Origin of the sequence: Pararhizobium sp. (assembly GCF_965279435.1) — a bacterium.
Lineage (GTDB): Bacteria > Pseudomonadota > Alphaproteobacteria > Rhizobiales > Rhizobiaceae > Pararhizobium.
Genome location: NZ_CBDIHY010000003.1, coordinates 3,505,740 through 3,520,303, shown reverse-complemented (window position 1 = coordinate 3,520,303; position 14,564 = coordinate 3,505,740). Strand labels below are relative to the sequence as shown.

Here is a 14,564-nt window from a genome sequence, read left to right as displayed (position 1 = left end):
TTTTGACAAGAGAGCGCTTCGATTAGAACGGAATGTCGTCGTCCATATCGCGCGAAAAGTTTCCACCGGCGTTGCTGCTTGCACCACCGCCAGAACGGCCTGCGGGGGCCGAGGATGGGCGATCGTAATCACCGCCGTAGTTGTCCGAGCCGCCACCGGCATTGCCGCCGCCATACTCGGAGCCACCGCGTCCGCCGCCAGCACCCTGCCCGTCACCGCGACCACCGAGCATGGTCAGCGTCGAGTTGAAGCCCTGCAGCACCACTTCCGTCGAGTAGCGATCCTGGCCGTCCTTGTCCTGCCATTTGCGGGTCTGCAGCTGGCCTTCGATATAGACCGTCGCACCCTTCTTCAGATACTGCTCGGCAACCTTGCAGAGACCTTCGTTGAAGATCACCACACGGTGCCATTCGGTCTTTTCCTTGCGCTCGCCGGAATTGCGGTCGCGCCAGCTTTCCGAGGTCGCAATGTTGAGGTTGGCGATCGGCTTGCCATCCTGCGTGCGCCGGATTTCCGGGTCTGCCCCGAGGTTACCGATCAAAATCACCTTGTTGACACTGCCTGCCATCTTGCTTTTCCCGCTATCCTGCCCGGCCTTGCAGCCCGGCTTCCAAATTCAGAGCACGCATCTTAGCGGCTGACGGCCAAGCATACGCCCCTTTGCATTGTGTCATCCACAACAGATTTCAGATTTTGTTCTATCTTTGTTCTAATAAATTTGTAATATCCTGTCAACCGACTCGGAAAGCCCGCTGTTTTTCACCTTGTGCCTCGACATGGGCGCTGGCGTACTTAAATAGGAGCTTTCCAATACCGATACAAAGCTGGGCACGATGAGCAAACTCGAGACCATTTCCATCCGCGGCGCGCGCGAACACAATCTCAAGGGCATCGACCTTGACCTGCCGCGCAACAAGCTGATCGTCATGACCGGCCTGTCGGGCTCCGGAAAGTCCTCGCTTGCCTTCGACACGATCTATGCCGAGGGACAGCGGCGCTATGTCGAGAGCCTGTCGGCCTATGCCCGTCAGTTCCTCGAGATGATGCAGAAGCCGGATGTCGACCAGATCGACGGTCTGTCTCCAGCCATCTCGATCGAGCAAAAAACCACCTCGCGCAATCCGCGCTCGACGGTTGGCACGGTCACCGAAATCTACGACTATATGCGCCTGCTGTTTGCCCGCGTCGGCGTGCCCTATTCGCCGGCAACAGGCCTGCCGATCGAAAGCCAGACGGTCAGCCAGATGGTCGATCGCGTCGTCGATTTTGGCGAAGGCACCCGTCTTTATATTCTTGCTCCGATCGTGCGCGGCCGCAAGGGCGAGTACAAGAAAGAGCTTGCCGAGCTGATGAAGAAGGGCTTTCAGCGCGTCAAGATCGACGGTCAGTTCTACGAGATCGCCGAGGCGCCGACGCTCGACAAGAAATACAAGCATGACATCGATGTCGTCGTCGACCGCGTCGTCGTACGCCCGGACCTGACTGCGCGTCTCGCCGACAGTCTGGAAACCTGCCTGACGCTCGCCGATGGCCTGGCGATTGCTGAATTTGCCGACAAGCCGCTGCCACCGGAAGAAACCTCGGCCGGCGGTTCAGCCAACAAGTCGCTGAACGAAACGCATGAACGCGTGCTGTTTTCGGAAAAATTCGCCTGCCCGGTGTCCGGATTCACGATCTCTGAGATCGAGCCGCGGCTGTTCTCGTTCAACAATCCCTTCGGCGCCTGCCCGACCTGCGATGGTCTCGGCAGCCAGCAAAAGATCGACGAAGCGCTGATCATCCCGGAACCCGACCGGACGCTGAAGAACGGCGCCATCGCCCCTTGGGCAAAATCGTCGTCACCGTATTATAACCAGACGCTCGAGGCCCTCGGCAAAGCCTTCGGCTTCAAACTGTCGAGCAAATGGACCGACCTGTCCGACGACGCCAAGAGCGCCATCCTGCAGGGTACCGAGGAGAAGATCAGCTTCCATTACGAGGACGGTGCCCGCTCGTACAACACCACCAAGAATTTCGAAGGCATCGTACCCAATCTGGAGCGGCGCTGGAAGGAGACCGACAGTGCCTGGGCGCGCGAGGAGATCGAACGCTATATGTCGGCGGCCCCCTGCCCGGCCTGCAACGGTTTTCGCCTGAAGCCGGAAGCGCTGGCGGTCAAGATCAACAAGCTGCATATCGGTGAAGTCACGCAGATGTCGATCCGCGTGGCGCGTGACTGGTTCGAGGTCCTGCCCGAACACATGAATGCCAAGCAGAACGAGATCGCAGTGCGCATCCTCAAGGAAATTCGCGAGCGGCTGCGGTTTCTCAATGATGTCGGGCTGGAATATCTCAGCCTGTCGCGCAATTCCGGCACACTGTCGGGCGGCGAAAGCCAGCGTATCCGGTTGGCTTCGCAGATCGGCTCGGGCCTCACCGGCGTGCTCTATGTTCTCGACGAGCCGTCCATCGGCCTGCACCAGCGTGACAATGCCCGGCTGCTCGACACGCTGCGGCATCTGCGCGACATCGGCAACACCGTGATCGTCGTCGAGCATGACGAAGACGCGATCATGACGGCCGACTACGTAGTCGATATCGGCCCGGCGGCCGGTATTCACGGCGGCGAAGTCGTAGCGCAAGGCACACCGGCGGAAGTTCTTGCCAATCCGAATTCGCTGACCGGCAAATATCTGTCGGGCGAAATGGCGGTTGCGGTTCCGGCCGAGCGGCGCAAGCCGAAGAAGAAAAAGGAAATTACTGTTGTCGGCGCCCGCGCCAACAATCTGAAGAACGTCACTGCCTCGATCCCGCTCGGGATTTTCACAGCCGTTACCGGTGTATCGGGCGGCGGCAAATCGACCTTCCTGATCGAGACGCTTTATAAGGCGGCGGCTCGGCGCATCATGGGCGCGCGTGAAAATCCGGCCGAGCATGACCGGATCGACGGTTTTGAGCATATCGACAAGGTTATCGACATCGACCAGTCGCCGATCGGCCGCACCCCGCGCTCCAACCCAGCGACCTATACCGGCGCCTTCACACCGATCCGCGACTGGTTTGCCGGTCTACCGGAGGCAAAGACGCGCGGCTATCAGCCGGGCCGCTTCTCCTTCAACGTCAAGGGCGGCCGCTGCGAGGCCTGCCAGGGCGACGGCGTCATCAAGATCGAGATGCACTTCCTGCCGGATGTCTATGTCACCTGCGATGTCTGTCACGGCAAGCGCTACAACCGCGAAACACTGGACGTGCATTTCAAGGGCAAGTCGATCGCCGACGTGCTCGACATGACCGTAGAGGAAGGTGTCGAGTTCTTCGCTGCTGTGCCCGCCGTGCGCGACAAGCTACAGGCGTTGCAGGGCGTCGGCCTCGGCTATATCAAGGTCGGCCAGCAGGCCAACACGCTGTCGGGTGGCGAGGCCCAGCGCGTCAAGCTCGCCAAGGAGCTGTCGAAGCGCTCGACCGGCCGCACGCTCTACATTCTCGACGAACCGACCACCGGCCTGCATTTCCATGATGTTGCCAAGCTTCTGGAAGTGCTGCACGAGCTGGTCGACCAGGGCAATTCGGTTGTGGTCATCGAGCACAATCTCGAGGTCATCAAGACTGCCGACTGGGTGATCGATTTCGGCCCGGAAGGCGGCGATGGCGGTGGCGAAGTGATCGCAGCCGGAACGCCGGAGGATATTGTCAAGGAAAAGCGATCGCATACCGGTGTCTTCCTGAAGGAACTTCTGGAACGACGGCCAATCCGCAAGATGGCGGCGGCAGAATAAGGCGTAGACCGAGAAGGAAAGAGCATGTCGACATCAGGCACAATCCGCTGCGGCATTGGCGGCTGGACCTTTGATCCCTGGGAGGGGACATTCTATCCGGACACGCTGACGAAGAAGCGGCAGCTGGAATATGCCAGCAGCCAGCTGAAAGCCATCGAGGTTAATGGGACCTATTACGGTTCGCAAAAGCCGGAGACGTTTGCCAAATGGGCGTCGGAAGTGCCGGATGATTTTATCTTCTCGCTGAAGGCCAGCCGCTTTTCCACCAACAAGAAGGTGCTGGCGGAGGCCGGGGAGTCGATCGGCAAGTTTCTGGGCCAGGGACTGACGGAACTCGGGCCGCATCTCGGGCCGATCCTCTGGCAGTTCATGCCGACCAAGAAATTCGACGCTGAGGATTTTGGCGCATTTCTGGCGCTGTTGCCGGAAAAGCAGGATGGCTTGACGTTGCGTCACGTTGTTGAGGTACGCCACGACTCCTTCCGCACGCCGGAATTCACCGCCCTGCTTGCCAAGCACAAGGTCGCGGTCGTCTGCGCCGACCATTTCGACTATCCGATGATCGCCGATGTGACCGGTGATTTCGTCTATACCCGCCTTCAGACCGGCAGCGATGACGTCAAAACCTGTTACGATGAAAAGCGGCTCGATCTCTGGGCGGACCGGGTGAAAAGCTGGGCAGCAGGCGGCGATATCGGCGATCTCGCCCATGCGGACCCCACGCACAAGCCGGAAAAGAAGCCACGCGACGTGTTTGCGTTCTTCATCTCCGAGGGCAAGGTCAATGCACCGAACGGCGCTCGGGCGCTGCAGACACTGGTCGATTAATCAGCTAGCGGCAGGCAACGGCTCAATCGCAGCGGCAAGATCCTCTGCCGTCAGCCCCTCGCCTGCCTTGGCTCCAGCACGACCGTGGCGCCAGACGCCGGCAGCGGCGGCCTCGAAGGCCGGCATGCCTTGCGCCAGATGCGCGCCGATGATGCCGGCGAGCGTATCGCCGGATCCGGCAGTCGCCAGCCAGGGTGGCGCATTGGTGTTGATCGCGGCGCGTCCGTCGGGCGATGCAATGACGGTGTCGGCGCCCTTGTAGACGATAACAGCGTGGCTGCGTTTGGCTGCTGCGAGGGCACGGTCGACCTTTGACAGAGTTGGGTCGGCGTCGATATCGGCAAACAACCGGGCGAACTCGCCCTCGTGCGGGGTCATGACCAGATGGGGCTCACCCTGCGCGAAAACATCGAAAAGTGGCGCCGGGTCATCTTTGAAAGCGGTAATCCCGTCGGCATCGAGGACCAGTGCCCGTTCGCCGAGCAATAGGGCGTATTGCCGTGCCTTCTCCAGATCGCCAAATCCCGGGCCAAGCACGAAGGCGCTGATGCGCCTGTCGGCAAGCCAATGCGACAGGGCGGCGGCATCCTCGACCTCCTTCAGCATCACGGCCGTCAGATGCGCGGCATTGGCAGTGATCGCCGCGGAAGCAGACGCAAGCGTCACCAGTCCGGCGCCAGCAGTCAGCCCGGCCACAGCCGACAGCCGCGCAGCACCAGTTGACAGCGGCCCGCCCGAGAAGACGGCGAGATGGCCGCGTGTGAATTTGTGGGCCGAGGGATCAAGGACATGCGTATAGCCAGCCCAGAGATGCGGGCCGTTTTCGCAAAGCCTGCTTGCATGGCTGCGCAGCAAACTTTCGGGTATGCCGATGTCGAACACGTCGAGGCTGCCGCAGAGCGTGCGGCCCGGCAAAAGCAGATGCCCAGGCTTTCGCGCCATGAAAGTAATGGTATGGCTGGCGCGAAAACTCTTGCCCAGCACCTGTCCGGTGCGGCCATCAAGGCCGGACGGCAAGTCAATCGCGATAACGGGAATTTGCGCCTGCGCGACGACCTGCATGACGAAGGCAGCATCATCTGGAACCGGACGGGACAGTCCGGCGCCGAACAGGGCGTCGATGACGACATCTCCGGTCTCGGGCCGGCAGGCCCGCAGAGTTTCCACACTATCCGCCCACTGCGCATGCGCACGCGCTGCATCGCCTTTGAGGTGAGCGGTATCCCCCAGCGCATAAACGGCGACCTCCGCGCCGCTTCGCTTCAATCCGGCGGCGGCGATATATCCGTCGCCGCCATTATTTCCGGGGCCGCATAGAACGACAAACCGCAGCGCCTGCGGATAAATCCGCAGTGCTGCAGCGGAAACAGCCAGACCCGCCGAGGTCATCAGCCGGAAACTGTCGATCCCCGAGTGTGCGGCATCGCTGTCGATCGCGGACATTTCCGTGGGGGTGATGATGGATACGGTGCGGTCAAAGGACATGGCTCAAAATGCCCGCAAGTCGCAGAGCCGACAAGCTTAAAACGTAGCCTTATTTTGTATATTTTTTAGGCATTTGCATAGAATTCATCCTGACCGATGGCGCCTGCTGCAGCAATGGTTGATAGACACTGAGGACAAAGCCCGTTCACGCAGAAAAATTCATAAAAAATAGGCAAATGGCGCTGTTTATTCCGAAGAAAGGGATATGATCATCGCAGCTGCGGGTGTTTTCACCCAAAACAGCATCGCATTTGCCATATCTGGCATGTAAAATGCATAATGAAGGTGAGCGGGCATAAGCCTGCCATAACGGGAGAAGCGGAGAGATATTTTCTCATGAAAAAGATCGAAGCGATCATAAAGCCTTTCAAGCTGGACGAAGTGAAGGAAGCCCTTCAGGAAGTTGGTCTGCAAGGGATCACCGTCACCGAAGCCAAGGGCTTTGGACGCCAGAAGGGCCACACGGAACTGTATCGTGGGGCGGAATACGTTGTTGATTTTCTCCCGAAGGTGAAAGTTGAAGTCGTACTGGCTGACGAAAATGCGGAGGCCGTGATCGAGGCCATACGGAATGCCGCCCAGACCGGACGTATTGGCGACGGAAAGATCTTCGTCTCCAATATCGAAGAGGTCATCCGCATCCGTACCGGCGAGACCGGCATCGACGCTATCTAATCCGCCTGACCGTTCGGTTCAGGCCCTACCTCGTCATCTCAAAAGAGGGACTTTCAAAAAATGACGACTGCAAATGATATCCTCAAGCAAATCAAGGATAACGACGTCAAGTTCGTTGATCTGCGCTTCACCGACCCGAAGGGCAAGCTGCATCACCTGACGATGGACGTCGGCTGCGTGGACGAAGACATGTTCGCCGATGGCGTCATGTTCGACGGCTCGTCGATAGGCGGCTGGAAGGCCATCAACGAGTCCGACATGGTGCTGATGCCGGATACGGCGACCGTGCACATGGATCCTTTCTTTGCGCAGTCCACGATGGTCATCGTCTGCGATATTCTCGATCCGGTCTCCGGCGAAGCCTATAACCGCGATCCGCGTGGGATCGCCAAGAAGGCCGAGGCCTATCTCAAGGCGTCCGGTATCGGCGACACCGTCTTTGTTGGTCCGGAACCGGAATTCTTCGTGTTCGACGACGTCAAGTACAAGGCCGATCCTTACAATACCGGCTTCAAGCTCGATTCGTCGGAACTGCCGTCGAACGACGACACCGATTACGAGACCGGCAACCTTGGTCACCGTCCGCGCGTCAAGGGCGGCTATTTCCCGGTTCCGCCGATCGACAGCTGCCAGGACATGCGCTCCGAGATGCTGACGGTTCTGACCGAAATGGGCGTCACCGTTGAAAAACAGCACCACGAAGTCGCCGCAGCCCAGCACGAACTGGGTGTCCGGTTCGACACCCTGGTGCGCAATGCCGACAAGGTGCAGATCTACAAGTACGTCGTGCACCAGGTCGCCAATGCCTATGGCAAGACGGCGACCTTCATGCCGAAGCCGATTTTCGGCGACAATGGCTCGGGCATGCACGTCCACATGTCGATCTGGAAGGACTCGAAGCCGACCTTCGCAGGCGATGAATATGCCGGCCTGTCGGAAAGCTGCCTTTACTTCATCGGCGGTATCATCAAGCACGCCAAATCGATCAACGCCTTCTCCAACCCGACAACGAATTCCTACAAGCGTCTCGTCCCGGGTTATGAGGCACCGGTTCTACTGGCTTACTCGGCTCGCAATCGTTCAGCTTCCTGCCGCATTCCGTTCGGCACAGGCCCGAAGTCCAAGCGCGTCGAAGTCCGCTTCCCTGATCCGCTGGCAAACCCCTATCTCGCTTTCGGCGCCATGCTGATGGCTGGCCTCGATGGCATCAAGAACAAGATCCATCCCGGAAAAGCCATGGACAAGGATCTTTACGACCTGCCGCCGAAGGAACTGAAGAAAATCCCGACGGTCTGCGGCTCGCTGCGTGAGGCACTGGAAAGCCTCGACAAGGATCGCAAGTACCTGACTGCCGGCGGCGTTTTCGACGACGACCAGATCGATTCCTATATCGAACTGAAGATGGTCGAGGTCATGCGCTACGAAATGACCCCGCATCCGGTCGAATTCGACATGTACTACTCGGCCTAAAGCCGGATCCGGACCCGCATGGCGGGTTCGTGTCAACACAGCAAAAAGCCGGCTTCGCGAGAAGCCGGCTTTTTGTTTTTGGGCTTTCGTAGCGTCTATTGTTTCTTCAGACGCTGCTTCAAGAGATTGAGGTATTCCTCGTTGTTATCCTGTCCTTGGCTCGCAGCCACCGGCGCCTTGCAGGCGGGCTTGTAGTCGAGCGCCATGCCGGCCTTGACGCAGACGCCGACCTGCCAACCGGGCGGCAGCGCGGTCAGATCGACATCCTTCCATTTCGGATGGCCGCTTGCCTGCAGCTTGTCGAGATTGTTGAGGATGAGGTTGGAAAACTCCGAGACAGCCTTGCAGCTTTCCCGCTGATAGGCGTTGCGCTTGACGTCGTAGTCATAGGTCATCATCACGGCCTTGACCGCGATCAGATCGACAGGCTCCTTCTGGAAAGCATAGGTTCCGCCGTCGATCCGCGACGGCGTGTAGGTTGCCAGAAGCGGCGCTTCGGTGATCGGCACGAGATGGAACTTCGAGCCGTCGATCGGATTGTTCTTGAACAGCGCTGCAGGCGCTCCGGCCACGTAGAAGAAGGCGTCGATCTCGCCTGCGAGAAGCTTTGGCAAGGCCGCATCCGGATTGAGCGGAACCCGCTCCCCGGTCTTCACCTGCAAGATGTCGAGGATCAGCGAAGACGTGAGGAACGTGCCGCTGTCCTTGACGCCGACGGCAACCTTCTTACCGGCCAGATCTCCCATGTCCTTGATATCGGCACGGGCGAGAACGTGGATTTCCTCGTTGTAGAGCGGAAACATGATGCGGACGCCGCGCACGGCCTGCTGCACTTCCGGATCATCGGCCTCGAATGTTTTCAGATATTCGAGCACATCGCTCTGAACGATGCCGAACTGGGTATTCTTGCTGTTGCGGACACCGACGAAATTCTCCAGCGATCCTGCGGATTCCTTGACGTTAAGCGTCAGGCTACAGGTCTTTCCGAGTGCTGCAACATCCCGGCCGATCTGGATATATGTACCTTGCGGCCCGCCGGTCATGATGTTCTTTTCGAACTCAGCTGCCGATACCGGAGTAAGCGCAAGCGCTGCCAGGATCGTGGCGGCCACAAAAGCCTGTCGGAACATCATGTTTCTCCCCGTGAGGCGCCCGCCAGATTGGCAGATACCGGTTGTCAGCAATCACTTTTGAAATCGCGCATCAGATTGCGCATCAGGATCAGCGGCACTTTGTCAAAAACACTCTCAAGCGCATCGGTGATACAAGCACCGGATGCCAGCTGGTCTTTCAGCCGCTGTTTCTTTTCATCGTCCAGAAAACCGACGCCACGCGTCGTACCAATGATCGTATCCACCATCTGCCGGTCACGCGGAACCAATCCGGCGGCCGGAACCGATTGGCCGGTTTCAGATGTCGGATTGTCGATCACCGGAGGATCTGCAACAACTCTGGCAGCGGCCTTGGTCTGATCGTCAAGCTGCTTCAGCAGTGTCTCGACTTTCCGGCGTTCTTCGCTCAGGCTTTGTTCCAGCGTGGTGATCTGCACGTCGCGCGCCTGATCGAGCGCCGATTTGGATGTTGGAGCTTTTTTATCGGCATCCGCTACCGTCTGATCCAGCGCTTTTTGCGCAGCTTCAGTATCAGCCATTGCCTTCTCGAGGGCGGCCTTCAAGCCAGTTATCTGCCTGTTAAGGCCCAGTTTGTCGGCGCTAAGACTTTCCGCCTGTGTTTGGGCATCAGCGGTGTCGGTCCGTGCGGTGTTCAGCTGATCATTCAAGCCGGCAATCGTTGCCGTAAAATCATCGGCGGCGGCTTGCGCTGCGCTCCTTTCGGTAGCCAGCAGCTTTTCAAGCGCGGAAAGATCGGTATCGCGCTTGTCGAGAAGCCGGTTGAGCTTCGGAACCTCATTCAGCGTCAGCTCGGCATAGTCTTTTTCCAGTTGCTCGGCCCAGTTTCCGGAATTCTTTTTGAGGTTGACGAGATCGCTGTTTGCCCTGTCCTTTTGCGCCGTGACGTCGCCCAGTTCGGATGTCAGTAATGCCGTTTCGGCCTTGAGTGCTGCAATTTCCGTCTGCATTGCCTGCCGCGCAAACCAGAAATAGCCACCGGCGCCAATCAGCGCCAGGCAGAGCACGGCCGGCAACAGGAGGCCGGACGAACCACGGCCGCGCGTCACCTGCTGGTCCCTACCCCATTGATTGCTCATGCCGTATCCGCCGTCGAAGAATTCCTCCTATGGGAGGTACGATGATTTCCTCAGAGAGGCAAGCAACGGCTTACGCCAATCCTGTCTCCGGCCGTCTGCGCTGTGGCGAGCCCATGTTCTGCCCGGGTTTCACACTTGATGTTTGAGGAAAAACCACCACATACTACAGCGAAAGGAACCTATCATGATGAAACAAAGAGACGCAAAATTTCAGATTGGACAGGTTGTTCGCCATCGCGTGTTTCCATTCCGCGGCGTTATATTTGACGTCGATCCGGAATATGCCAACACTGAGGAATGGTGGAATTCAATTCCCGCTGAAGTCCGCCCGACCCGGGACCAGCCGTTTTATCACCTGCTTGCCGAGAATGAGGAGACCGAATACGTCGCCTATGTCTCCGAACAGAACCTCATCTCGGATGAAAGCGGACAGCCGGTGCGTCACTCGCAGGTGAACGCCTTCTTCGATCCGGAAACCGTCGGTCAGTACAAGCCGAAAGCGGTTGTCCAGCACTGACAATACGATTGACAAGGCTTTGGCCTTGAACGCAAAAAGCCGCCGCGAGATTCCCGCAGCGGCTTTTTGTTTGATGAGGCAGGCAATCAGTTTGCTGTCGCAGCCTTCTGGGCGTCTTCCAGCTTCTTGCGGGCGTCTTCAGCCTTCTTCTGCATTTCGTCCTGCAGCAGACGCTGGCGCTCTTCGAGCTTGGACTGTTCGATCGGCTCGCCGTCAAAAACGCCGGTGAAACCACCGAGCGAAATCTTGATCGGGTTTGGCGCACGCTGGAAGTTGACCGACGTGAAGACCACTTCGCCGCCCTTCTTCAGGGTGGCGAGAACAGCATCGCTGAGCGGCACTTCGGCAACGCACTTGTCCGGCATGCAGATGGCGTAATCGAGCTTGGCGCCCTTGCCACCGTCGATCTGCATCTGGATACCCGGCGGGATGAGGCGTGCCGACGGAACCGAAACCTGCAGAACCTTGCGGTTGACCTTGCCCTGAACACTGATCAGGCCAACTGCAGTGATCAGCTGACCGTTGCTTGCTGTCAGCAGGTTCTGCACGATGCAGACATCGTTGTCTTCCTGCTTGGTGCAGACCTTGAACCAGCCCTGGGGCGGACGGCCGGCGCCAGCAGCCTGCTGTGCAAAAGACGCAGCCGGCATCGCGGCAACAGCAACTGCGCCGGCAAATGCCGACAAAGCAGCCTTTTTGGTGAAGTTCGACTTGAAGATCATAATGATACCCGTCTCCTGAATTCCGGTGCCTGAGCAGTCTAAAGACGCTCGTGATCAATGGTCAGCTGCCCGCTCTCCTGTTGGGCAAATGAGGCAATTGCATGACCCTCGTCTCCGGGAACACCTGTTACAGCGAGCAGCGACGGATATCCAGCCCCCCGCCATTTTTTTGCGTTCCGTTGTTGGGCCAGCATTGGCTTTTAAAGTATCGGTTGGTTGGAAATGCTGGTCAACGTGTTAATTTGCCGTGATTCACGAGATGACGACAGCAGGAGGCGGGCTTTGCGCGTATTGTTTTTGGGTTTGATTTCGGTGCTGGCCACGCTTGGCACCGGTGTAACTGCACAGGCCGAACCGGTTCACGGCATCGCCATGCATGGCCAACCCGCCCTGCCCGCCGATTTCAAATACTTCCCTTACGTCAAGCCCGACGTCAAGAAGGGCGGCAGGGTCTCCTATGGCGTGGTCGGTACGTTCGACAGCCTCAACCCATTCATCCTGAAGAGCATGCGCACCACGGCGCGCGGCATGCTCGATCCGGAATACGGCAACCTCGTCTATGATTCGCTGATGCAGCGCTCGCGCGACGAAGCTTTTTCGGTCTATGGCCTGTTGGCCGAGACGGTGGACTGGGATGACGATCGCACTTTCATCCAGTTCAATCTCAATCCGAAGGCCAAATGGGCCGATGGTCAGCCGGTGACGCCGGAGGACGTGATCTTCACGTTCGAACTGTTTCGCGACAAGGGCCGCGTCCCGTTCAGCACACGGCTGGCAAAGGTTGACAAGATCGAGAAGGTCGGCGAGCGCAGTGTCCGCTTTACCTTCAACGATCAGGCCGACCGCGAATTTCCGCTGCTGCTCGCCATGACCCCGATCCTGCCGAAGCACGCAATCGATGTGGCGACGTTCGACCAGACCTCGCTCAAATTCCCGCTCGGCTCTGGCCCCTACCGTGTCGCCGAAGTGAGACCGGGAGAACGGATCGTCTACAAACGCAATCCCGACTATTGGGCAAAGGATCTGCCGGCAAAGGTTGGCTTCGACAATTACGACGAGATTTCCGTCGAGTATTTTCTGCAGGACAATTCTCTGTTCGAGGCCTTCAAGAAGGGCGAGATCGATATCTATCCGGAAGGCAGCCCGACGAAATGGTCGCGCAGCTATAATTTCCCGGCCGTCCAGTCCGGCAAGGTGATCAAGGAGACGTTCACGCCGAAGACACCGTCCGGCATGCTCGGTTTCGTTTTCAACACGCGCCGGCCGATGTTCGAGAACCCAAAACTGCGCCAGGGGCTGGCACTGGTCTTCGATTTCGAATGGGCAAACAAAAACCTGTTCGACAATGCCTATACGCGCACGCAAAGCTTCTGGCAGAATTCGGGTCTTTCCTATCTCGGCGTTGCTGCCGATGGCCGCGAGCTCGGAATACTCGGCGACATCAAGAACCGTATCAATCCGTCGGTTCTCGACGGAAGTTATCGCTTGCCCGTGACCGACGCCTCGGGGCGTGACCGCAATGTGCTGCGCGAAGCCGTCACACTGCTGCGTGAAGCCGGTTACGGCATCAAGGATGGCAAGATGCTCAGCGCGCAGGGCATACCGCTCGCTTTCGAGATCATGACGCAGAACGAGGGGCAGGAAAAACTGGCGCTGACCTATCAGCGCTCGCTGGCGGCGCTCGGGATTGCCGCATCTGTGCGCACGGTCGATGATTCGCAGTACCAGCAGCGCACCCAGTCCTTCGACTACGACATCATCATGAAATCGTTCCCGTCCTCACTTTCGCCGGGCATCGAGCAGATTACCTACTGGGGATCGCAATCGCGCGATCAGCAAGGCAGCTCGAATTTTGCCGGCGTCGCCGACAAGGATGTCGATACGCTTGTCGATCATATTCTGCGTGCCGTCAGCGTCGAAGACTTCACAGCCGCCGTTCGGGCGCATGATCGCCTGCTGGTCTCCAATTTCTATCTCGTGCCGCTCTATCACGTCGGGTCGCAATGGGTGGCCCGTGAAAAACGCATTGGCCGTCCAAGCATCGTGCCGCTCTATGGCTATCAGTTGCCGGCATGGTTTGATGAAACTGTGCAGTAACCCGAAATTGCCGGCGGTATACTTTTGGTAACGCATTGAAAGCGCAAACCGGGACGCCTATGTCGCGGATCAACGATTTTCAGCGCGAGGAGCAAGCGCCATGAACCATGTCAATATCGATGTCGTCTCGGACGTCGTCTGCCCCTGGTGCTACCTCGGCAAGGCGAGGCTCGATCAGGCGATCGCCAATGTCGCCGGCGATATCCTCGTCACCGTCAACTGGCGGCCATATCAGCTCAACCCGGACCTGCCGCCGGAGGGTGTTGATCACAAGGCCCATCTCGCCGCCAAGCTCGGCGGCCAGGAGGCTGTCGATCGTGCACACAAGATGCTTGTTGGCCTTGGCCAACAGGAGGGTATCACCTTTGATTTCGAGGCCGTCACCATCAGCCCCAATACACTCGATGCGCACCGGCTGATCCGATGGGCCTTGACCGAAGGCGGTGACACACAGAGCGAGGTCGCCTCGCTTCTGTTCAAGGCGAATTTCGAAGAGGGCCGCAATATCGGCGATCACGCTGTGCTGCTAGACATTGCGACTGAGGCCGGTCTCGACCGCACCGTCATTGCGGCTCTGCTTGCTTCGGATGCGGACAAGGACGCGGTTTCCGAGGAAATCGACATGGCGCGCGGCATGGGCGTCACCGGTGTTCCCTGCTTCATCGTCGACAGCAAATATGCCGTCATGGGCGCCCAGTCGGTCGAGGTGCTGGAAGACGCGCTGCGCGATATCGCCAGGATGAAGGACACGTCGCAGATCAATTGACCTGCGACAGCCCGGTATGTTCAACAAGCCGCGCGAAACA

12 protein-coding genes are annotated in these 14,564 nt (G+C 58.5%); 7 read left to right on the top strand and 5 right to left on the bottom strand.

Annotated features, from left to right (window positions below; translation table 11 throughout):
* Positions 1–22 precede the first annotated feature (22 nt).
* Positions 23–568 carry a single-stranded DNA-binding protein gene (locus ACQY8Q_RS22855; RefSeq protein ID WP_113243674.1) on the bottom strand — a complete coding sequence of 182 codons (546 nt, stop codon included), beginning with the start codon at positions 566–568 and terminating at the stop codon, positions 23–25.
* Positions 569–833: 265 nt separating this feature from the next.
* Here ACQY8Q_RS22855 and uvrA point away from each other — a divergent pair, with 265 nt between their 5' ends.
* Positions 834–3,755, top strand: a complete 2,922-nt coding sequence (gene uvrA, locus ACQY8Q_RS22850) for an excinuclease ABC subunit UvrA (RefSeq protein WP_428428706.1) — start codon at positions 834–836, stop codon at positions 3,753–3,755.
* A gap of 24 nt (positions 3,756–3,779) precedes the next feature.
* Positions 3,780–4,583 (top strand): DUF72 domain-containing protein, encoded by an 804-nt coding sequence (locus ACQY8Q_RS22845; protein WP_428428705.1) that lies wholly within the window; start codon positions 3,780–3,782, stop codon positions 4,581–4,583.
* Here the strand turns inward: ACQY8Q_RS22845 and ACQY8Q_RS22840 are convergent, their stop codons facing one another.
* Entirely contained in the window at positions 4,584–6,068 is a 1,485-nt protein-coding gene (locus ACQY8Q_RS22840) for an NAD(P)H-hydrate dehydratase (protein ID WP_428428704.1), read from the bottom strand. It lies immediately after the preceding gene.
* 336 nt (positions 6,069–6,404) lie between these two features.
* Between ACQY8Q_RS22840 and ACQY8Q_RS22835 the strand changes: the two genes are divergently transcribed.
* On the top strand, positions 6,405–6,743 hold the full coding sequence (locus ACQY8Q_RS22835; RefSeq protein ID WP_018324798.1) for a P-II family nitrogen regulator: 339 nt from the start codon (positions 6,405–6,407) through the stop codon (positions 6,741–6,743).
* A gap of 60 nt (positions 6,744–6,803) precedes the next feature.
* The gene (gene glnA / locus ACQY8Q_RS22830) at positions 6,804–8,213 is read left to right on the top strand and encodes a type I glutamate--ammonia ligase (RefSeq protein ID WP_428428703.1); all 1,410 of its coding nucleotides are present in this window, start codon (positions 6,804–6,806) and stop codon (positions 8,211–8,213) included.
* Positions 8,214–8,308: 95 nt separating this feature from the next.
* Here the strand turns inward: glnA and ACQY8Q_RS22825 are convergent, their stop codons facing one another.
* Together ACQY8Q_RS22825 and ACQY8Q_RS22820 are read right to left on the bottom strand one after the other, a co-directional pair.
* On the bottom strand, positions 8,309–9,346 hold the full coding sequence (locus tag ACQY8Q_RS22825; RefSeq protein WP_428428702.1) for a TAXI family TRAP transporter solute-binding subunit: 1,038 nt from the start codon (positions 9,344–9,346) through the stop codon (positions 8,309–8,311).
* Positions 9,347–9,390: 44 nt separating this feature from the next.
* Positions 9,391–10,422, bottom strand: coding sequence for a hypothetical protein (locus ACQY8Q_RS22820; RefSeq protein WP_428428701.1), 1,032 nt, complete (start codon positions 10,420–10,422; stop codon positions 9,391–9,393).
* Between the two features lie 187 nt (positions 10,423–10,609).
* On the opposite strand from ACQY8Q_RS22820, the gene hspQ reads away from it, so the two are divergent.
* Positions 10,610–10,939, top strand: a complete 330-nt coding sequence (gene hspQ, locus ACQY8Q_RS22815; RefSeq protein ID WP_113243712.1) for a heat shock protein HspQ — start codon at positions 10,610–10,612, stop codon at positions 10,937–10,939.
* Between the two features lie 86 nt (positions 10,940–11,025).
* On the opposite strand, the gene ACQY8Q_RS22810 is transcribed toward hspQ, so the two are convergent.
* Positions 11,026–11,661 (bottom strand): invasion associated locus B family protein, encoded by a 636-nt coding sequence (locus ACQY8Q_RS22810; protein WP_428428700.1) that lies wholly within the window; start codon positions 11,659–11,661, stop codon positions 11,026–11,028.
* Between the two features lie 222 nt (positions 11,662–11,883).
* Between ACQY8Q_RS22810 and ACQY8Q_RS22805 the strand changes: the two genes are divergently transcribed.
* Together ACQY8Q_RS22805 and ACQY8Q_RS22800 are read left to right on the top strand one after the other, a co-directional pair.
* Positions 11,884–13,758, top strand: coding sequence for an extracellular solute-binding protein (locus ACQY8Q_RS22805; RefSeq protein WP_428428698.1), 1,875 nt, complete (start codon positions 11,884–11,886; stop codon positions 13,756–13,758).
* Positions 13,759–13,858: 100 nt separating this feature from the next.
* Positions 13,859–14,524 (top strand): DsbA family oxidoreductase, encoded by a 666-nt coding sequence (locus ACQY8Q_RS22800; protein WP_428428697.1) that lies wholly within the window; start codon positions 13,859–13,861, stop codon positions 14,522–14,524.
* The last annotated feature ends 40 nt before the right edge of the window (positions 14,525–14,564 follow it).

Excerpts from the sequence above, each read along its gene's own strand:
- ACQY8Q_RS22855 (WP_113243674.1), bottom strand. The coding sequence starts at position 568 with ATGGCAGGCAGTGTCAACAAGGTGATTTTGATCGGTAACCTCGGGGCA.
- uvrA (WP_428428706.1), top strand. The coding sequence starts at position 834 with ATGAGCAAACTCGAGACCATTTCCATCCGCGGCGCGCGCGAACACAAT.
- ACQY8Q_RS22845 (WP_428428705.1), top strand. The coding sequence starts at position 3,780 with ATGTCGACATCAGGCACAATCCGCTGCGGCATTGGCGGCTGGACCTTT.
- ACQY8Q_RS22840 (WP_428428704.1), bottom strand. The coding sequence starts at position 6,068 with ATGTCCTTTGACCGCACCGTATCCATCATCACCCCCACGGAAATGTCC.
- ACQY8Q_RS22835 (WP_018324798.1), top strand. The coding sequence starts at position 6,405 with ATGAAAAAGATCGAAGCGATCATAAAGCCTTTCAAGCTGGACGAAGTG.
- glnA (WP_428428703.1), top strand. The coding sequence starts at position 6,804 with ATGACGACTGCAAATGATATCCTCAAGCAAATCAAGGATAACGACGTC.
- ACQY8Q_RS22825 (WP_428428702.1), bottom strand. The coding sequence starts at position 9,346 with ATGATGTTCCGACAGGCTTTTGTGGCCGCCACGATCCTGGCAGCGCTT.
- ACQY8Q_RS22820 (WP_428428701.1), bottom strand. The coding sequence starts at position 10,422 with ATGAGCAATCAATGGGGTAGGGACCAGCAGGTGACGCGCGGCCGTGGT.
- hspQ (WP_113243712.1), top strand. The coding sequence starts at position 10,610 with ATGAAACAAAGAGACGCAAAATTTCAGATTGGACAGGTTGTTCGCCAT.
- ACQY8Q_RS22810 (WP_428428700.1), bottom strand. The coding sequence starts at position 11,661 with ATGATCTTCAAGTCGAACTTCACCAAAAAGGCTGCTTTGTCGGCATTT.
- ACQY8Q_RS22805 (WP_428428698.1), top strand. The coding sequence starts at position 11,884 with ATGCTGGTCAACGTGTTAATTTGCCGTGATTCACGAGATGACGACAGC.
- ACQY8Q_RS22800 (WP_428428697.1), top strand. The coding sequence starts at position 13,859 with ATGAACCATGTCAATATCGATGTCGTCTCGGACGTCGTCTGCCCCTGG.